Annotated in this window: 17 protein-coding genes and 2 tRNA genes; 11 read left to right on the top strand and 8 right to left on the bottom strand. The window is 32.5% G+C overall.

Annotation, left to right across the window (positions count from 1 at the left end; all coding sequences use genetic code 11):
* Nucleotides 1–40: 40 nt before the first annotated feature.
* Genes DMB65_RS08905 through DMB65_RS08890 form a run of 4 tightly spaced genes read right to left on the bottom strand, consistent with a single transcriptional unit; the run spans nt 41 to nt 2,768 of the window.
* On the bottom strand, nt 41–547 hold the full coding sequence (locus DMB65_RS08905; RefSeq protein WP_110306302.1) for a DUF6702 family protein: 507 nt from the start codon (nt 545–547) through the stop codon (nt 41–43).
* Nucleotides 544–1,299, bottom strand: a complete 756-nt coding sequence (locus DMB65_RS08900) for a hypothetical protein (protein ID WP_110306301.1) — start codon at nt 1,297–1,299, stop codon at nt 544–546. Before DMB65_RS08900 ends, DMB65_RS08905 begins: the two co-directional genes overlap by 4 nt.
* Entirely contained in the window at nt 1,289–2,014 is a 726-nt protein-coding gene (locus tag DMB65_RS08895; protein WP_110306300.1) for a carboxypeptidase-like regulatory domain-containing protein, read from the bottom strand. Before DMB65_RS08895 ends, DMB65_RS08900 begins: the two co-directional genes overlap by 11 nt.
* Complete coding sequence (locus DMB65_RS08890; protein WP_110306299.1) at nt 2,001–2,768, bottom strand: hypothetical protein; 768 nt, start codon at nt 2,766–2,768, stop codon at nt 2,001–2,003. The genes DMB65_RS08895 and DMB65_RS08890 overlap by 14 nt, the downstream gene beginning before the upstream one ends.
* Before the next feature lie 160 nt (nt 2,769–2,928).
* On the opposite strand from DMB65_RS08890, the gene pepE reads away from it, so the two are divergent.
* Nucleotides 2,929–3,636: a dipeptidase PepE gene (pepE, locus tag DMB65_RS08885; RefSeq protein ID WP_110306298.1), complete on the top strand. Its 708-nt coding sequence runs from the start codon at nt 2,929–2,931 to the stop codon at nt 3,634–3,636.
* A gap of 44 nt (nt 3,637–3,680) precedes the next feature.
* Here the strand turns inward: pepE and DMB65_RS08880 are convergent.
* Together DMB65_RS08880 and DMB65_RS08875 are read right to left on the bottom strand one after the other, a co-directional pair.
* A tRNA-Gly gene (locus tag DMB65_RS08880) sits at nt 3,681–3,753 on the bottom strand.
* Between the two features lie 92 nt (nt 3,754–3,845).
* Nucleotides 3,846–3,918: transfer RNA gene (locus DMB65_RS08875), tRNA-Gly, on the bottom strand.
* 135 nt (nt 3,919–4,053) lie between these two features.
* On the opposite strand from DMB65_RS08875, the gene DMB65_RS08870 reads away from it, so the two are divergent.
* Together DMB65_RS08870 and DMB65_RS08865 are read left to right on the top strand one after the other, a co-directional pair.
* A complete protein-coding gene (locus tag DMB65_RS08870; protein WP_110306297.1) occupies nt 4,054–4,497 on the top strand; it encodes a GNAT family N-acetyltransferase in 444 nt (147 codons plus the stop codon).
* Nucleotides 4,494–6,077 (top strand): L,D-transpeptidase family protein, encoded by a 1,584-nt coding sequence (locus DMB65_RS08865; RefSeq protein WP_110306296.1) that lies wholly within the window; start codon nt 4,494–4,496, stop codon nt 6,075–6,077. Before DMB65_RS08870 ends, DMB65_RS08865 begins: the two co-directional genes overlap by 4 nt.
* Here the strand turns inward: DMB65_RS08865 and DMB65_RS08860 are convergent.
* A complete protein-coding gene (locus DMB65_RS08860) occupies nt 6,066–6,785 on the bottom strand; it encodes a murein L,D-transpeptidase catalytic domain family protein (protein WP_110306295.1) in 720 nt (239 codons plus the stop codon). The genes DMB65_RS08865 and DMB65_RS08860 overlap by 12 nt on opposite strands.
* A 452-nt stretch (nt 6,786–7,237) precedes the next feature.
* Between DMB65_RS08860 and gpmI the strand changes: the two genes are divergently transcribed.
* Nucleotides 7,238–8,755 carry a 2,3-bisphosphoglycerate-independent phosphoglycerate mutase gene (gene gpmI / locus DMB65_RS08855; protein WP_110306294.1) on the top strand — a complete coding sequence of 506 codons (1,518 nt, stop codon included), beginning with the start codon at nt 7,238–7,240 and terminating at the stop codon, nt 8,753–8,755.
* 72 nt (nt 8,756–8,827) lie between these two features.
* Here gpmI and DMB65_RS08850 read toward each other — a convergent pair whose 3' ends face one another.
* Complete coding sequence (locus DMB65_RS08850; protein WP_110306293.1) at nt 8,828–10,081, bottom strand: DUF445 domain-containing protein; 1,254 nt, start codon at nt 10,079–10,081, stop codon at nt 8,828–8,830.
* Between the two features lie 189 nt (nt 10,082–10,270).
* Here DMB65_RS08850 and map point away from each other — a divergent pair, with 189 nt between their 5' ends.
* The 7 genes from map (at nt 10,271) to apaG (ending at nt 18,597) form a co-directional block, all read left to right on the top strand.
* Nucleotides 10,271–11,089, top strand: a complete 819-nt coding sequence (gene map / locus DMB65_RS08845) for a type I methionyl aminopeptidase (RefSeq protein ID WP_110306441.1) — start codon at nt 10,271–10,273, stop codon at nt 11,087–11,089.
* A 120-nt stretch (nt 11,090–11,209) separates the two neighbouring features.
* A complete protein-coding gene (locus tag DMB65_RS08840) occupies nt 11,210–12,508 on the top strand; it encodes an AAA family ATPase (protein ID WP_110306292.1) in 1,299 nt (432 codons plus the stop codon).
* Nucleotides 12,498–12,998 carry a hypothetical protein gene (locus DMB65_RS08835; RefSeq protein ID WP_110306291.1) on the top strand — a complete coding sequence of 167 codons (501 nt, stop codon included), beginning with the start codon at nt 12,498–12,500 and terminating at the stop codon, nt 12,996–12,998. Before DMB65_RS08840 ends, DMB65_RS08835 begins: the two co-directional genes overlap by 11 nt.
* Nucleotides 12,999–13,766: a class I SAM-dependent methyltransferase gene (locus DMB65_RS08830; protein ID WP_110306290.1), complete on the top strand. Its 768-nt coding sequence runs from the start codon at nt 12,999–13,001 to the stop codon at nt 13,764–13,766.
* Between the two features lie 126 nt (nt 13,767–13,892).
* Nucleotides 13,893–16,793, top strand: a complete 2,901-nt coding sequence (locus tag DMB65_RS08825; RefSeq protein WP_110306289.1) for a DEAD/DEAH box helicase — start codon at nt 13,893–13,895, stop codon at nt 16,791–16,793.
* Between the two features lie 75 nt (nt 16,794–16,868).
* Nucleotides 16,869–18,128, top strand: a complete 1,260-nt coding sequence (locus DMB65_RS08820; RefSeq protein WP_110306288.1) for a type IX secretion system plug protein — start codon at nt 16,869–16,871, stop codon at nt 18,126–18,128.
* A gap of 82 nt (nt 18,129–18,210) precedes the next feature.
* Nucleotides 18,211–18,597, top strand: a complete 387-nt coding sequence (gene apaG, locus DMB65_RS08815; protein WP_110306287.1) for a Co2+/Mg2+ efflux protein ApaG — start codon at nt 18,211–18,213, stop codon at nt 18,595–18,597.
* The last annotated feature ends 186 nt before the right edge of the window (nt 18,598–18,783 follow it).

Raw genomic sequence — 18,783 nt, 5'->3', positions numbered from 1 at the left:
CTGTGAAAATAGCAATTAAAATAACAAACTTGTTTGTTCATTAATACTTTAACACTTCTTTCCTTGAAGATTCTGTAAAAAGAATACTTCTTTTAGTGCCAAATGCTGAAATATGTGTAACATTTTGTTGTTCTGCATTCCAATCAGTCAAAATAGTATTTGAGATTTCTAATGTTTTAAATTTTTCAACTGCTGGAATTCTGGAATAACAAATCAAAATATCATCAGCCTCAATTTCTTTGGATAGAAAAATAATTGATTTTAGCTGACCATTGATTTTTATGCTGAAATTTTCAGAAAGGTATTTTTTCAATAAATCAATATCTGCCTGAGTTTCCTTATCGGTTCCTAAAAATGTCTTTTTATTGTATTTTTTTTCAATTCCTTTATTGAGATCATCCACAAATATTCTGGAGGTAATCTGAATCATTTTTTTTTCGGCTGCATAATTCACCTGAAAAATCCCCATGTAAAATTTATGGAATACAAAAGAAGATAGTGCTAAAAATAATATTCCGATTAAGGAATACATTACATTCTTTTTCATTTTTGTTTTACCTCAGCATTTTTAAAATCTTTATTTTTATTGATCATAAAATCGATCAATTCAAATTTCTGATCGGTTTTTAAATGCCTTTTAGATTCAGAATCGTTAGAGCAGTACATTAAAAACAAATCGATTTCATCTTCTTTCAGTCCTAATGTTTTGGTATAAAAGTCCTTTGTAAAATTATCCTTAGCATAAGCAACAAAAGCAATATCACTTATAACTTCCTCTTCTACTTCTTTATCTTTGAGAAGCAATTTTTTAACGTCTTTGAAAATTCGGACAAAATCGATTCCGTACTTAATTGTCTGATCAGAATACATGACCGTATTCTTAGGTGTAGACTGCCGGTCATCTTCGAATTGCATATCCACAACTTCCTGAGAGCCCCCTTGTAGTGATTTTACTTTTAACTCTTTATGCACCAAAACCTCTTTCAATTCAACATTCACTAAATCCAAACGCACTGAAAAAAGTCCTTCTGTACAGTCTTTTTCGGTCAATACAATTTTTTTGGACTGAAATGCCATGCCGGTAAACACCAAAGTATCTTTAGGTCTTGCCAGAATATCAAATAATCCATTTGCTCCTATAAAGGTTCTAGTATTAGAATTTATATTCATCACATTCCCTGTTTCAATAGGAAGCGAACTATTAACTACCTGCCCATGCAAAGGTTTTCTCGAATAAGTCTGCCCCATTATGAATTGACAAAACAAACAGACTGCAAATATTCCTAATTTATTTTTCATGCTCTATAATTGTTAGATATTCCTGTGCCAAACCGGTTATTAAAAACATACTCATGGTTTTGTTCTTAGTATTCAAAGATACAGCAAATTCAGGACTATCCACGCAATAAAGCTGAAATCCTTTTATATATTCTAACGGAATTTTAAGGCGATCTGTATAATATGCTTCTTCAAAAAGATATTCCATCTTTCTGAAGAGGGCTTCTTTTTTCTCTACTTTCACCTCCTTTTTCAGCATTGTAGTCCTTCCAGAGATTGCATTTAGTAACTTATCTACAGAAGTTGATGTCGCTGTATAAACCTTTCTTTCAGCCGGTGTGTATTTTTTTTGTCCTTTCGGAATAATTCCGAGATTTTCTGCTGTAATATTGGCATTCTCATTTACGACAACTTCTTTCAGCTCAATTTCTTTCGCTGACATTTTTATCGTAATTGAATTTGAAGCCAGATCTTCAGCACTAATCCTACGTTTTAAAGGCTCTAAATTTACTGACGAAAAAACCAAAACATCTCCTTCTTTTACCACAATAGAAAACATACCGTTTGTGTCTGAAACGGCCGTCACCTGAGTGTTGTTGTTAATAATATTTACACCATCGACAACAGTAGACTGTTCAAAAATTTGCCCCTGGATTTCTTTATTGCCAGAAGTTTGCCCAAAAGAAATCTGAACAATAAAAAGTATAATGATGTATAATGTATTATTTAACTTCACTTGCAATTATTTCTTTGTATTTAACAGCCAGCTCGCCTAACAAAAATTCAGTCGAGGTTTTATTTTTAGAATTTAAAATTTTTGTAAACTTTTCATTTTCAACAGCATAATATTCAAAACCTTTTACATATTCAACCGGAATTTTAAGTCTCTCGACAAAATGATCCAATGTGAACATGTTTTCTAAAAGCCTCATAAAAAATTCTTTTTTCTCTACAGCAACTTCTTTTTTCAACATTGCCGTACGTCCTGAAAAAAAGTTGAATAATGGATCCGCAGAGAGAGAGCCTCCCGCCATTGTTCCGGCATTTGCAGTTGCATTTAAAGCAGTTGCTGTATGTAATTTTCTCTCTGCTGCTGTATAACTTTTTTGTCCGGAAGGAATAATACCTAAAGCCACAGCATTAATATTGTCGTATCGTTTAATAATCACTTCCTGCAACTGATGCATCAGGAGATTTAATTTTACAGTAAAATTGAGATTTGAAAAATCTTCCTTTGTTAGTACAACTCGGGTTTCCTTAAACTGAATCGACGAAAAAACCAGTGTATCACCACTTTTAGCCGTTATAGAAAAAAGCCCGCCAACTGTTGTAGTTGACATTACTTCGGTTTGCGCATTAATAACATACACGCCTTCCAGATCATTGGTATTTGAAATAATTCTTCCGTTTAAAACAGCTCGTTCCTGACCCTGAACCCAAGCAGTCTGACAAAGAAACAATCCACAAAAACAGATAATTTTGTTAATCAAAATGATAAAATTAGAATTATTCTTAAAAATGTAAAAATATCCTAATGTGTTCCAAATTTAGTGCTAACAGCTTGGTAAAAATATGTTAATTTAAAAAGCCCTTAACTATAAAAACACCCTTTTTAATACCTTTAACAAAAAAGAACCTATTCTAGAATTTATGAAAAAAATTATTATTGCCAGCACTTCTACACTGCACGAAGAACGTTATTTAGAATACTTACTTCCTGTCTTAGAATCGCATTTTAAAAATTGTAAAAGTATTTTATTTATTCCCTATGCCCGTCCTGGCGGAATTTCTCATGATGAATACACTCAAAAAGCAACCGAAGTTTTTCTGAGCATCAATATTTCAGTAAAAGGAATTCATGAATTTGAAAATCCGGAAACAGCCATAAAAGAGGCCGAAGGAATATTTACAGGTGGAGGAAACACTTTTTTACTAGTCAGTCAATTATACAGAAAAAATATCATGCAGCTTCTTTCTGAAACTGTAAAAAATGGAACACCTTATTTAGGAACCAGTGCCGGAAGCAATATTTGTGGCCTTTCGATGCAAACTACAAATGACATGCCTATTGTTTATCCTCCAAGCTTTCAAACTTTAGGACTGATTTCATTTAATTTAAATCCGCATTATTTAGACGCCGCCTTAGAATCGAAGCACATGGGAGAAACCCGTGAGGAACGTATACATGAATTTCATGCGTTTAATTCAGTTCCGGTTTTAGGACTAAGAGAAGGCAGCTGGCTTGAAATAAAAGGAGAAAAAATTACTTTGAAAGGAAATTTGTCGGCCCGATTATTTCAACAAAATCAGCTTCCAACAGAATTAGATCCTGAAAGTGATTTAAGTAATTTAAATTAGGGTTAAAAAAAAATCCTCAAACAAATTGTTTGAGGATTTTAAAGAGCGAAAGACGAGGCTCGAACTCGCGACAACCAGCTTGGAAGGCTGGAGCTCTACCAACTGAGCTACTTTCGCATTAACAGGGTGCAAATATAAACAATTTAATCTTTCAGCAAAATAAAAAACAAAATTATTTAAATTTAAATCTAAACCTAAGTTTCGATTAGAGCGAAAGACGAGGCTCGAACTCGCGACAACCAGCTTGGAAGGCTGGAGCTCTACCAACTGAGCTACTTTCGCATTACTGTGGTGCAAATATAAAAAATAAGTAAGCTTTAAAACAAGCTTTTTTTGAAAAAAAATAAATTAAAAATCACTATCTCTAGTAATTCATTTAAAATTAAAATGTTATAGCTTTGTTTTTTTATTCAAAACATGACATTAATTAAAGAAATAACCGCTCAGGAAACTTTTATTATAAGACATCCTGTACTTCGAAAAGAAAAACCTCTTGAATCCTGCGCTTTTGACGGCGATGATTTAGAAACAACTCATCATTTTGGATTATTCGAAAATTCTTGTTTAACAGGAATAATTTCATTGTTTTTAAAAACCAATCCTATATTTGCAGAAAATTCACAGTCTCAAATTCGCGGCATGGCAATTGTAGAGTCTTGTCAGAAGAGAGGTCTGGGACAAGCCCTCGTGAAACACAGTGAAGCTTACTGTATTTCAAACCAGATTGATTTAATATGGTTCAATGCACGCACGGCTGCTATTGGATTTTATAAAAAAATGGGATATGAAATCAAAGGAAATTCTTTTGAAATTCCCGAAGTTGGAGAACATTATTTAATGTACAAAAAATTATACAAATGAATAAACTTTACATTTTGTTGCTATTGTGTGTTTTTATAAGTTGTAAAAAAGATCAAAAAAACGCAGTCCAAAAAACAAAAAAAGCCTTACCCGCCATCGTTATTACGGATGCGCGGACTATCGACATAGATACTGCTCTTATTAATGCTTATAAAAGTGAAACATTAAAGCAATTTTATCTCTCATCTGACAATAAAACTATTTGGGGAAATCTTAAAAAAAGAAGCTATGTTTTATCACAACTAAAAAAATCAGATGAGTTGGGATTAAATCCTAATGATTATCGGGTAAAAAAGATGAATCTTTACGAAACCCAAATCAACAAACTAAATAACAAACAACTCGCAGAGTATGATCTCTTACTTACTCATAATTTTGAGAAATACGTTATACATTTATATGAGGGAAAATTAAACCCAAAATATTTATACCGTGATTGGGCACTTGAAGACAAGGATCTGAAAATAAACACAGCCTTAGTAAAAAGCTTCAACCATAACACTTTAGACAGTTTAGTCAAAAACATTCAATCAAAATCACCAACTTACAAACAGTTATTAAAAGCCCTGAAACTCATTAATGATTTTCCTGATGATAATATTAAAACTATTGAAGCCTCAGAAAAAATAGTATTTAAAGACACTAATCCCGCCTTAATCAACATTAAAAAAAGGCTTTTATACTGGAATGATATGTCAGGAAAAGATAGTTTAACCACTATATACGACAGTAAAACACTTGAAGCTGTAAAGAAATTCCAGTCCCGTCATGGGTTAATACCGGACGGTGTCATTGGAGCAAGCACTATTCATGCCATGAACATTTCTAAAGAAAAAAGAAAACATCAGATTATTGCTAATTTAGAGCGCTGGAGATGGTATCCAAACGAATTTTCAGAAAATTATTTTATAGTAAACATTCCTGATTTTAAATTGCATGTTGTAGAAAAAAATGATACGACAGCTGTCAGAAATGTAGTAGTCGGAACCAGCAAAAGAAAAACACCGGTTTTAACATCAACACTTAAAAGCATCGTCTTCAATCCAACATGGACAGTACCTCCTACTATTTTAAAGGAAGATGTTGTTCCGGCAATGAAACGCAACCGGAATTATTTAAAAAACAAAAACATTACTATTTATAATACTGCCGGACATGAAGTCGACCCGGCAAACTGGAACATTAACAAACCTCGCAGTTATAGATATATCCAAAAACCAGGTTATTACAATTCTTTAGGATTAATAAAAATTATGTTTCCTAACAATTACAGTGTCTATTTACATGATACCAATCACCGGAATTATTTTGAAAGAAGCAATCGTTCTTTAAGTTCCGGATGTGTGCGTGTAGAAAATCCATTGGAATTGGCCCGGCATATTTTAGACGACTCTAAAAACTGGTCGAAAGACAAAATAGATACCATTATCGCCCGTAAAAAAACAACCAGTATTAAAATTACCAAAAAATACAAATTATATCAATGGTACTGGACCGCATGGAGCGAAAAAAATCAATTGATTTTCAGATATGATGTTTATGATCTTGATGAAGATTTGTACGCTAAATTACGAAATTAGTTCCTCTATAGGAAAACTTCTTGACGGATGATAGATATACAAACATGATTTGCCTTTTATAGTCTGAATAATTTCGGCAGTTAATTCAACAGGAATCGCAGGACACCCCTGACTTCTGCCTAGTCTTTTATGCTCTCTGATAAACGATTCAGAAACATAATCAGCTCCATGCATCACAACGCCTCTTTTACGGGCCTGATCATTTACACCCTTTTCTAAACCATCCAGACGTAATGAAATACCATGCTTTCCCTTATAAATTTCACCGGTTGCATAAAAGCCAAGGCTGCTTTTGTATGATGAATTAATATTAGAAAATGCAGAAGCAAACTCTTCACCTGTATTTTTTCCGTGAGCTACAAGGGACTGGAACAGAATCGAATTGGTGTTTAAATCAATAACCCATAGACGTTTTATTGATGATGAAAGACCGAAATCAATCAGCGTTAAAATATCTTTCTGAACAACGCCTTTTTCTTTCAATAAGTAAAATCCTTTTAAGGCTTCGGTAAAAGTCCGAAATTCCGGCAGAACAAAATTGTTTGTGTTTAATGTGTTATAAATATTTTCAATTTTAGCATCAATAGCTAGTTTTTCAACTTTAGCAATGCTATTTCCTGTTACTTCTTTAGCTTCAGTATTATTTTTAGTATCTGTACCAAAAGACAAAAACAAAAATAAAATTGCGGGATAAATCTTATAAATCATTGGTTACGTTTAGGTTATACTTGATTTGGGATTTGACAAATGTATACTTTATTTGCAATTACAGAACTTAACATCACTAAATTAGGTGATTTTTACTCAAAATTTAACACTTAATCGCAAAAAAAGTTAAATAAAGCTAAATATATCATTTTATTTTGCAGGAATTTACCTTGTTTAATGAATATAATTTACACTTTCAAAACATAATCAACAGAAAATCAAATCCTTGATATAATTTAGATATACAACAACAAAAAAATCAATAAAATTATTTATAAATTGTGTTTCACTAATCATCGAAGTGCCTGCCCTCCTGCATTAATTTTAAAAAACAAAGCCTTCTTTAAATAAATTATTATTTTTTGACATGCTTCCTTTTATAAAATATAATTGTTACCATTGTTTCTTGCGTGTTTTATAAATGGCTTATCTTTGCCAAAAACTAAAAACCAATGAATAAAAAAGTAGTCCTTATGATTTTAGATGGTTGGGGGAAATCTCCTGACCCTAAAGTATCTGCAATAGACAATGCAAATGTTCCATTTATAAACAGTCTTTACCAAAACTATCCAAGTGCTCAGCTTCGTACTGACGGATTAAACGTAGGTTTACCGGAAGGTCAGATGGGAAATAGTGAAGTAGGACATATGAATCTTGGTGCGGGAAGAATCGTTTATCAGGATTTAGCCAAAATAAACCTGGCAGTTGCACACCAAACACTGGCTAAGGAACAAATTCTTGTTGACGCTTTTACTTACGCAAAAGAGAACAATAAAAAAGTACATTTTTTAGGACTGGTTTCTGATGGAGGTGTCCACTCACACACATCACATTTACGTGGGCTTATAGATGCTTCTCAGGAATATGGTTTAGAAAAGGTATTCGTTCACGCTTTTACAGACGGACGTGATGTTGATCCAAAATCAGGCGCTAAATACATTCAGGATTTAGAAAATCATATTAAAGATACTCCGGTAAAAATTGCCTCAATTGTTGGGCGTTATTATGCAATGGATCGTGATAAACGCTGGGAACGTGTAAAACTGGCTTACGATTTGGTCGTAAATGCAATAGGGACTCCGTCAAAAAATGCTGTTGCCAGTATTCTTGAAAGCTATTCAAAAGATATTACTGATGAATTTATTGCTCCAATTGTTATGGTTGATGAAGAAGAAAAACCATTAGCAACAATAACAGAAGGTGATGTTGTGATCTTCTTCAATTTCAGGACTGACAGAGGGCGCGAGCTTACCGAAGCACTTTCTCAACAAGATTTTCATGAGCAAAACATGCACAAATTAAACTTGTATTATGTAACGCTTACCAACTACGATGAAACTTACCAAAACGTAAAAGTGGTATATAACAAGGATAATATTACAGAAACTCTTGGTGAAGTTTTAGAAAAAGCCGGAAAAAAACAAATTCGTATTGCTGAAACTGAAAAATATCCACACGTAACCTTTTTCTTCTCGGGAGGAAGAGAAACACCTTTTGAAGGAGAATCACGTATTTTAAGAAATTCTCCAAAAGTTGCCACCTACGATTTACAGCCTGAAATGAGTGCATACGAACTTACAAGTGCTCTTGTTCCTGAATTAAATAAAGGCGAAGTAGATTTTGTGTGCCTTAATTTTGCAAATGGTGATATGGTTGGTCATACCGGGATCATGGAAGCTGCAATCAAAGCTTGCGAAGCGGTTGATGCCTGTGCAAAACAAGTCATTGAAGCTGCCCTTGAAAACAACTATACAACCATTGTGATTGCCGATCATGGAAACTGCGAAACGATGATCAATCCAGACGGAAGCCCAAATACAGCGCACACCACAAACCCGGTGCCTATTATTTTGGTTGACAAGGAATTAAAAAATATTCAAAATGGTGTTTTAGGCGATATTGCCCCTACTATTTTAGAATTAATGGGCGTTCCACAGCCTGAAGCAATGACTTGTCATTCATTATTATAGAATTATTATAGAAAACCACTTTTTTAAATAGAAAAGAGACAAGTTTTAGGATTTGTCTCTTTTTACTTTTATCTACATTACAAAGTAATGATATGTCCATTCAGCCCCATAAATTACGAGTCCGATAAGTCCGCCTACTAAAGTTCCGTTAATTCTGATGTACTGAAGATCTTTTCCTATTTCTAATTCTAATTTTTCAGAAACCTCTTTTCCATCCCAGCTTTTTACCGTAGAAGCAATTAAATCCCCAATTACCTTTTTATTATTGAGGAGAACAGAAAGTAAATCATTCTTAATAAAGTTATTGATTTTATCAACCATAACAGCATCCTCTTTTATTCCGTTACCAAAAGTTTGAATGAAACCTGCAACACTTTTTTTAATAGAAGAATCGTCACCTTTCTCTAAGTCAGTTGTTATTGATAATTTTATTTCATCCCAAATTCCGTTAATATAATCCTGCACTTCTTTTTTACCAATGAAATCTAAGATCATATCATTAATTTTAATTCTCATATCTTCTGATTTTTTTACCTTTTCAAGAAAATCATATATATATTCATCAATTTTGATACGCACTTCGCTATCTGGATTTTTAGCTTCATTTAAAAAATCCTGCAAACCATTAAAAACACCTTCTGTAATACTTTTATCAGCGAAACCGAAACTTAAAAACGGCGTTGAAGTCTTGACTTTTTGTCGAATCAAATCTTTATTGTTAGTGAGCTCGCTGCTCATTACCTCAAGAAGATTAGTCAGCATTTGATTTTTCAACTCTCCTTTTTGCAGCGGTTCCAAAGCAACAGCAACCCAATCGCCAAAATTTATTCCTTCTATTTTTTCAGCAAACTGCAGCTGTATAAATCGTTTTACATCTTCATCCTTTATGGTTCTTAAAACTCCCGGAATCACATTTGCGGCAACCGCATTTGCGATATTTTCCGCATTCTTTTGTTGCGAAAGCCAGTCAGAGGTTTTCAATGCAAAATTGAATTCATCAAGTTTACCTTCCAGTTTTTCGCGATCCAGAAATTCCTCTGAAACGAAATTCCCTAAATTATCCCCTATTTCATTTTTCTTAGTCGGAATAATCGCTGTATGCCAAATTGGGATTCCAAGCGGATGCCGAAACAAAGCCACAACTGCAAACCAATCGGCAATTCCGCCCACCATTGCTGCCTCGCTAAAAGCCTGCAGTATCGGGATTTTAAAATAAATAGCAATTATAAACAACAGAACTGCTACTCCCAAAAGTGCCAAAGCACTTCTTTTCATTTTCTTAAGAGCCTGTATTTTGGCTATATCCTGATCTGTAATAGTTTTCATGATGAACAAGGTTTTATTACTAATTTATGCCTTTTTTCTGAAATGCACTTTTAAAAAAATGTTAGAATTCAATAGCTGGTTTGATTTTCAAATAAGTAATTGAAAATTTTAGTCCCAATTAATTTCAAAATCAACTTTAAAAAAATTAAGATTAAAATTGTACTTTTGCAAACTGAAAATCTGAAAAATATGATTATCCAAAAAACCCGTGAGGAAATAGAATTAATGCGCGAAAGTGCTTTGATCGTATCGAAAACATTAGGAATGATTGCTTCTGAAATAAAAGAAGGAGTCACTACATTATATCTTGACAAATTAGCCGAAGAATTTATTCGTGATCACGGTGCAGTACCAAGTTTTCTTGGATTATATGATTTTCCTAATTCACTTTGCATGAGTCCAAATGCTCAGGTAGTTCATGGAATTCCGAACAATACCCCTTTACAAAACGGAGATGTAATTTCGGTTGATTGTGGTGCTTTTAAAAATGGTTTCCACGGAGATCACGCCTATAGTTTTGAAATTGGTGAAGTTGCCCCAGAAACCAAAAAACTTTTGCAGGTCACCAAAGAATCCCTTTACGTAGGAATCAGGGAATTTAAAGCTGGAAACCGTGTTGAAGATGTAGGAAATGCTATTCAGAAATATACTGAAGCACACGGCTATGGAGTGGTTCGCGAACTGGTAGGGCATGGTGTTGGACAAAAAATGCACGAAGCACCTGAAATGCCAAACTACGGTAAAAAAGGAAGAGGAAAACTTTTTGTTGAAGGAATGGTGGTAGCCATTGAGCCTATGATCAACATGGGAACAAGAAACATCAAACAGCTTAAAGACGGCTGGACAATCCTGACCGCTGACGGAAAGCCAAGTGCGCATTTCGAACACGACGTTGCTTTAATTGACGGAAAACCAGAAATTTTATCTACTTTCTATTATATCTACAAAGCATTAGGAATCGAAAGCAACGAAGAAGATGAATTTAGAAAAGTGCCATTAGTATTGTAGTTGTTTCACAGAGATTTGCAAAGACCATTTACTAATATATAATACTAATATTTTAGTAGAGAATAATATTTTTAATTTATTAAATTTAAAAATAACTACTTTTATAAAAAATAGTATCTAATGAAAATTAAACTCCAAAATATTGGAATTATAGAAGAAGCTGACATCAATATCGAGGGAATTACTCTTATTGCGGGTCAAAATGATTCAGGAAAGAGTACTGTTGGAAAAGTTTTATATGCGTTAATTAGAGGAGTAAATGGCGATGAAATCTCTCACAATGCAAATAAAATTCGATTTGTTTACGAAAAAACAAGGGATATTCGAAATCTTTTATCAAGAACTACAGCAACTAATGAAAGCGACCAAAATATTCAAAATAAATTTATTTCAGAATTTCTAGAAAAATTAGAAATAAGACCTTCCTCATTACATTCAAAAAAAGATACTGACATTATTAATTCTATAAATAATGAATTAGAATCTGTACTTAGCCTTTACGATAATTATTCTAATGCACAGATTAAAGAAAAACTTTCTGAATTTATAGTTGATTTTGGTCGTAGAACTTCAATTTCTTTTGATTCTACAGAAGCATTGTACTACAGATTAGAATCTTTTTTGAAAAATGAATTTGGAAATCAAATATCAAACTCATTTAACAAAAGTGACTCCTTTATTAAACTTGGAGGAATTGAAGAAAAAAGTATTTATTTTAAAGATAAAATTGAATTCGTAGGACTTGAAAACACTTCTTCTTTATATTTTTACGATGAAGTCATTTTTATTGAATCTCCATTAAGACTAGAACAAACTTACTCAGTTCGTTTTAATGAAATTATAGATAAGAATGATCATTTAAATAAACTAATATTTTTAAGAGAAAATGAATTAAATATTTTCTCTGATGATAGCAAAAAGAATAACAACCTCTTATCTTTAATTTCAAAAGTCATAAATGGAAATTTTAGTATCGATACTTTAGATGAAATAGTTTTTACAAAAAATGCGACAGAATTCGAATTTGGAAATATTGCTACTGGAATAAAAAGTTTTGGAATATTGCAATTACTTTTACAAAAAGGAAAATTAAATTCAAACACTTTATTAATTATTGATGAACCAGAAGTTCATTTACATCCAACTTGGCAAGTTAAATTTGCTGAGATTTTAGTTTTATTATCTAAAGAATTAGCCATTCCGATCTTATTAACTTCACACAGTCCATATTTTATTGAAGCTTTGGAAGGATACACTAAAAAACATCAATATGAAAGTTCAACAAATTTTTATTTTGCGAAGAAAAATGAAGATGGATTATCTTCTGAAATTATTGATGTAACAAATGATATAACTCCTATTTTAAGTTCCATCTCTGAAGCATTTTATAAAATTCAAGATATAATCGATGAGGATTAACGATATTGAACAGTTTTTTAAAGGAAATGTCCCTAAAAAAACATTAACTGAACTTTCTTTAGACAGCAATAATAATATTTCTTTAATTAATTCTGATAATCAAAGTTTTGATTTTGACAACATTGACACACCAATAATTCAAAGAGATAAAATAAAAACATCTGACACAATTTATTTCAAAAATGGTAAAGTAATTTTTATCGAATTTAAAAGAGGACAAAGAATACCTGAAACTGATTTTAGATTAAAAGCAATGGAATCAATAGTAACTTTCTACAACTATGTTTTTAATCAAAATTTCACAGATAATATATGCTTTCCTAATGATTTATTTCAAATTTATTTTATTTACAATAAAGATAATATAAGCGCAACTGCATTGCCTTATTTCAGAAATTTGGAAAGAAAATTTAGAACTCAATTCAAACATTTTATTTCAGAATATCACATAATAGAAAGTGATGAATTCATACGCTTATTCAATACATAAATGAAAAAACTATTCAAACTAGTACTTAATACAATACCCCGCCCATTATTAATTCGTTTGAGTTATGTGGTGCGACCAATTTTAGCTTTATCGTTAAGAGGAAGCAAATTTACCGATCCTATTGACGGAAAAAGCTTTAAGTCGTTTTTGCCTTATGGATATGGTAAACAACGTAACAATGTACTTTCGCCAAGTACACTTTCGTTAGAGAGACACCGTTTGCTTTGGCTGTATTTAAACGATCAGACTGATTTTTTTACAGCTCCTAAGAAAGTGCTTCATTTTGCTCCGGAACAGGCGTTTTACAAAAGATTCCGTAAGCAAAAAAATCTGGATTACACAACAACTGATTTACTTTCGCCTTTGGCAGATGTAAAAGCGGATATCTGTAATTTGCCTTTTAAGGACAACGAATACGATGTGATTTTGTGTAATCACGTTTTAGAACACATCCCGGATGACACCAAAGCGATGCAGGAATTATTTCGCGTCCTGAAACCAGGAGGAATGGCAGTACTACAGATTCCGCAGGATCTAAACAGAGAAGTTACGTTTGCAGACGATACAATCACTGATCAAAAAGAACGTGCCAGAATCTTCGGCCAATACGATCATGTTCGAGTTTACGGACGTGATTATTTTGATAAATTAAGAAGCATTGGTTTTATTGTTATCGAAGAAGATTATACCAACAAAATTGCTCCAGAATTAGTTGAAAAATATTGTCTGGCAAAAGGAGAAATTATTCCGCTTTGTTTTAAACAGTAAAACTAATTTTTGTTTCACCATACAAGTGATGTAAGTTCATTTAAAAGAGTTTTCAAATTATTGCTATTTTTGAAAACTCTTTTTTTTGCCAAAATCCAAATTACCAGCCTAATCAAATCCTCTTAAATGGAACCTACAAAATCATTTCAGTTCTGCTTTGATATCAGTTTTGAAAAAAACCTGAATACCTATATCCCAACAGCTTATGTCGTTAAGAATGTCAAAGAAATTAAATATCTTGACAAAAAAGCAACTAAAGAAGTCCAGGAAAGTTTCGGAATTGATTTTGAAAATTTAGATTCTAATTCAAAAAAAATCCTGACTGCCTGCGAATCTTTAAAACCTGAATTTATTTTCAGGAAATTCAGTGCCAAAATCAAATCGGCCAAAACTATTGCCGATTTGCAAAAAGATTCCAAAATTGAGTTTGCTATCCGGCAGTATTTAAAATTTAATTTAAGCTCCTTTTACGATTTAATCGTGAAGGAACAGTTTCCGTTATCTTTGAATTTAGGACATGAAAAAGATTTTTATCGATCCCGAGTAAACGTTGAACCACTCGAATTTGAACCTCAGATAAAATTTGACAAACATTCAGAAGGCATAACTTATACTCTTTCTTTAAAAGAAAATAAAACCACTTTTTTACCTATAAACAGTAGTATCGCTATACTGCTGGATGAACCGGGCTGGTTAATTATAGATAAGAAATTAGGCCGCTTAAAAGAACTCAATGCTAAAAAACTGACCCCTTTTCTAAAAAAAGAATCAATTGAAATACCTTCAAAACTGGTTGATAATTATTTTAAAGGTTTTATTCCCGAAATAGCAAAAAAAATTGATATTGAAGCAACAGGTTTTGAAATGGAAGTTCGTGACAAAATTATTTCAAGCACGATTCAGCCTGTTTATGATTTCTTTAAAAATTGTTACTATCTCAATCTTTATTTTGATTATAACGGCTATATTTTTGACGGAAGTACAACTAAAAAAACACATTCTTTTGTCGATTTCAGTATCGCCAATGAACCGAAAATAATTCGGTTTAAAAGAAGTGCCGTTGAAATTTTATATATAAAAAAACTACTTGAAATTGGTTTGGTAAAAATCAAAAACGAATTGTTTGGTCTGGAAACAGATTTAGAAAACCATGATCCTTACATCAATATTCAATTAATTATTGACAATAAGGAAAAACTTGAAAGTTTAGGTTTTACCATTCAAAACCTGAAACTTGAAAGCAAAGAAATCATCACTGAAAACCATACTATCTCGGCTTCAAAGGAAACAACAGGGGATTGGTTTGACATCAAAATTATCATCACGATGGGGAAATACATCGTTAATTTTAGTGAAATTATTCCCAATATAAAAAACAAGGAAAGACTCTTTATGCTACCAGACGGAAACTATTTTCTGATTCCGTTAGAGTGGTTTAGCAAATATAGTTCGCTCGCAAAATGGGCTAATACAGAAAATGGGAACCTTCTTTTGCGTAAAAGTAATTTTACTGCTTTGGAGACGATTCCTGAAATTGAAAAAGAGGCAATTGAACAAGCTGAATACAAAGCATCTGATTTACTTAAAGCAACTCTGAGACCTTATCAGATTGAAGGAGTAAAATGGCTTTTGGGGCATTTTAACTCCGGCTTAGGCGCCTGTCTGGCAGATGACATGGGACTTGGAAAAACGTTGCAAACGCTGGCAGTTTTAGTAGCTGTTCAGGAACAATTGGGATTTACAACCAAAATTACCCATTTTGATTTGTTTTCAAATGAAACCGCTATTGAAAGAGAACCTCTAAAAGCGCTGATTGTTTTACCTTCGTCATTGGTGTTTAACTGGTTTAATGAAGCCGGAAAATTTACACCACATTTCTCGAAAATACAATATGTGGGGAATGACCGGAAATTATTGGCGGGCAGATTAAATTCGACCGACTTAATTTTTACGAGTTACAGCATTATTCACCGTGATATTTCAATTTTAGAAAAATGCAATTTCCGTTATTTGATTTTAGACGAAAGCCAATACATCAAAAATAAAAATTCTAAAATTTTTAAAGCTATTAACAAAATAAATACAGCTCATAAAATTGCCCTGAGCGGAACACCTATTGAAAATTCGCTTGACGATTTATGGTCGCAGATGCAGTTTATAAATCCGGATATCCTAGGTAGTTATGCTTTTTTTACAGAAAATTTTAAAATCCCAATCGAAAAAAAACAGGATGAAGCTATTTTATCCGAATTAAAAAACCTTATACAGCCTTATATTTTAAGACGTACAAAAGAACAGGTATTAAAAGATTTGCCGGAATTAACAGAGCAGATTTATTATTGTGATATGGATCCGGAACAGGAAAAATTATACGAAAAAGAAAAATCAAAAGCTCGTAATTTCCTGCTGAAAACAGATGGATCCAGTCCGGATAAAATCAGTATCATCAATACACTGATGAAATTACGTCAGCTAAGCAATCACCCCAAAATGGTCGATCAGGAATCTGAAATTGATTCAGGGAAATACATTGCTGTTACGAATTATCTGGAAAATTTAGTAAAAGGAAAACAAAAAACGATTCTATTCAGTTCGTTTGTAACCAACTTGAGTTTTTATACCGACTGGTGCAAAGAGCGTAAAATAGGGTATTGTGAAATTACCGGCGAAACTCCAGCAGGTAAAAGAGAGCAGCAGGTGAAATTGTTTCAGGAAAAAGAAGAGCCTTTGTTGTTTTTTATTTCGCTTAAAGCGGGAGGTGTTGGTCTGAATATCACCAAAGCTTCTTATGTTTTATTTCTGGATCCATGGTGGAATCCTTTTGCTGAAAAACAGGGAATTGGAAGAGCACACCGAATTGGACAGTTAAATAAAGTAAATGTTGTTCGGTTTATTTCAAAAAATACAGTCGAAGAAAAAATTATCAAACTCCAGGAAAATAAAAAGCTATTATCTGATTCTCTTTTAGAAGAAAGTTATATCAACGAAGAAATTGAAACTAATCTGGAATACATTTTGGGTTCTTAAAAAAATAAATCGAATAAAACAGCTTCTTTTTCGTTCAATAAAATTCTTATATTTACAATCTTACAACGTAATCTGATGCTGAAATTTTTATATACGAGCTTTATTTTTCTTTTTATTTTCACTTTGGCCAACGCTCAGAAAATAGAAACTGAAGTAATTCCGCCCTACAATATAAAAACCGTTTCGTTTGTTCAAAACGGAAGCAATGTTGTTCCGATATTTGAATTAGGCTCCACATTTGAATTCCAATTTGATGATTTATACGGCAACGAAGCCAATTATTACTTTGAAGTAGTACATTGTAATTACAACTGGACCCCTAGTAATATCCCAAAAACAGATTATATTCGCGGTTTTGATAATCAAAGAATTATGGATTATTCGAATTCTTTCAATACCCTTCAGAATTATTCACATTACCGGCTTTCTTTTCCAAATCAGTTTGCTACCCAACTTCGCATTTCGGGCAATTATATGCTGAAAATCCTGAATGAAGACAGGGAAGTTATTTTCTCCAGAAAATTCATTTTGTATGAAAATCACTCAACTGTAGCGGCTCAGGTTAAACGATCCCGAAACTTAAACAACATTGAGTACAAACAAAATCTGGATATCGCAATTACTTCAAATGACATCGCTTTTCAAACGCCATTGCAAAACGTAAAAATTCTTTTACTTCAGAATGGAAATTTTAACACAGCCATTAAAAATGTTCCTCCACAATATACCCTTGGAAATCAATTGGTTTATAAATACGATAGCGAAACACAATTTTGGGGCGGAAATGAATTTTTATATTTTGAAAATAAAGATATTAGAGCCGCCAGTAATAATGTGGCAAAAGTAAGCTCTACGAGTGATATTTACAGTTCGTTTTTATACACAAGCCCGGCAAGAGCAAATCAAATTTATACGGTTTATCAGGATATTAACGGAAATTTTGTAGTCAAAAATAGCAACGGTTCCAATCAGGAAATTGAAGCTGATTATGCCTGGGTTTATTTTAGTCTTTCTGCTCCGACTTTCAGATTAAACAAGGACATCTATATTACAGGAATGTTCAACAACTACAACTTGTCGCCGGAATTCAAAATGGATTATAATGCCGAGAAAGGAATTTATGAAAAGGCCGTTATGATCAAACAGGGATTTACAAATTTTCAATACACGGTAGCTGACAAAAAAGATATAATTGATTATGAAAATGCCATTGACGGAAACTTTTACCAAACCGAAAACGAATATACTATTTTAGTCTATTACCGTGAAAATACAGACCGTTACGAAAGAGTTATCGGAAAAGGAAACGCCAACTCATTGAACATTATTAACTAAACATTCTAAAAAAGGATTTCAATCGAATCATTTTTTTTTGTAAGTTTGCAGTTATAACACACACATATATACTACTTTAGTTATGGTTTCTCAGATAACAAGAGGCATAAAAATATCTGTTTTGACTAGTTTTGAAGGTACATACTTCAAAAACTATAAGATTCACTTTGCCTTTAGTTATGTTGTTACAATCGAAAATCACAGTAAGGATTCGGTACAGTTAACGTCTCGTCACTGGGAAATTTTTGACTCTTTAAACGACCTTGAAGTTGTTGATGGAGAAGGTGTTATCGGAAAAAAACCTGTTTTAAAACCAGGTGAAAACCACACCTACAGTTCAGGCTGTTTATTGTCATCGCCCTACGGCGCAATGAAAGGTCATTTTAATATGGTTAATTTTACCACAACCAAAATTTTTAAAGTGATAGTTCCTACTTTTAGGATGTGTGCTCCATTTGCCTTGAACTAAATCAACCGTTTATTTCTATTACTTCTCCTTTTTCAAGAGCATACCCTTTTATCATTATCATTTATTTAGTATTTGGCTATTTTATACCAGACAAGTCTTGTTTATTAAATTACAACATTTTAATAATGTATTGTGATATAATCAAAATAACCTTTGTACTTTTGCCTAAAATTAAACAATTCGTAA

It is taken from the genome of Flavobacterium cheongpyeongense (genome assembly GCF_003202435.1).
In the GTDB taxonomy this organism is placed as follows: domain Bacteria; phylum Bacteroidota; class Bacteroidia; order Flavobacteriales; family Flavobacteriaceae; genus Flavobacterium; species Flavobacterium cheongpyeongense.
Note: the sequence above shows the minus strand (reverse complement) of the source record. Positions and strands in the feature narration are given on the sequence as shown.

Coding starts and splice junctions, on each gene's coding strand:
- DMB65_RS08830 (WP_110306290.1), top strand. CDS start 12,999: ATGAAAAAACTATTCAAACTAGTACTTAATACAATACCCCGCCCATTA.
- pepE (WP_110306298.1), top strand. CDS start 2,929: ATGAAAAAAATTATTATTGCCAGCACTTCTACACTGCACGAAGAACGT.
- apaG (WP_110306287.1), top strand. CDS start 18,211: ATGGTTTCTCAGATAACAAGAGGCATAAAAATATCTGTTTTGACTAGT.
- gpmI (WP_110306294.1), top strand. CDS start 7,238: ATGAATAAAAAAGTAGTCCTTATGATTTTAGATGGTTGGGGGAAATCT.
- map (WP_110306441.1), top strand. CDS start 10,271: ATGATTATCCAAAAAACCCGTGAGGAAATAGAATTAATGCGCGAAAGT.
- DMB65_RS08825 (WP_110306289.1), top strand. CDS start 13,893: ATGGAACCTACAAAATCATTTCAGTTCTGCTTTGATATCAGTTTTGAA.
- DMB65_RS08835 (WP_110306291.1), top strand. CDS start 12,498: ATGAGGATTAACGATATTGAACAGTTTTTTAAAGGAAATGTCCCTAAA.
- DMB65_RS08870 (WP_110306297.1), top strand. CDS start 4,054: ATGACATTAATTAAAGAAATAACCGCTCAGGAAACTTTTATTATAAGA.
- DMB65_RS08900 (WP_110306301.1), bottom strand. CDS start 1,299: ATGAAAAATAAATTAGGAATATTTGCAGTCTGTTTGTTTTGTCAATTC.
- DMB65_RS08905 (WP_110306302.1), bottom strand. CDS start 547: ATGAAAAAGAATGTAATGTATTCCTTAATCGGAATATTATTTTTAGCA.
- DMB65_RS08865 (WP_110306296.1), top strand. CDS start 4,494: ATGAATAAACTTTACATTTTGTTGCTATTGTGTGTTTTTATAAGTTGT.
- DMB65_RS08860 (WP_110306295.1), bottom strand. CDS start 6,785: ATGATTTATAAGATTTATCCCGCAATTTTATTTTTGTTTTTGTCTTTT.
- DMB65_RS08840 (WP_110306292.1), top strand. CDS start 11,210: ATGAAAATTAAACTCCAAAATATTGGAATTATAGAAGAAGCTGACATC.
- DMB65_RS08850 (WP_110306293.1), bottom strand. CDS start 10,081: ATGAAAACTATTACAGATCAGGATATAGCCAAAATACAGGCTCTTAAG.
- DMB65_RS08820 (WP_110306288.1), top strand. CDS start 16,869: ATGCTGAAATTTTTATATACGAGCTTTATTTTTCTTTTTATTTTCACT.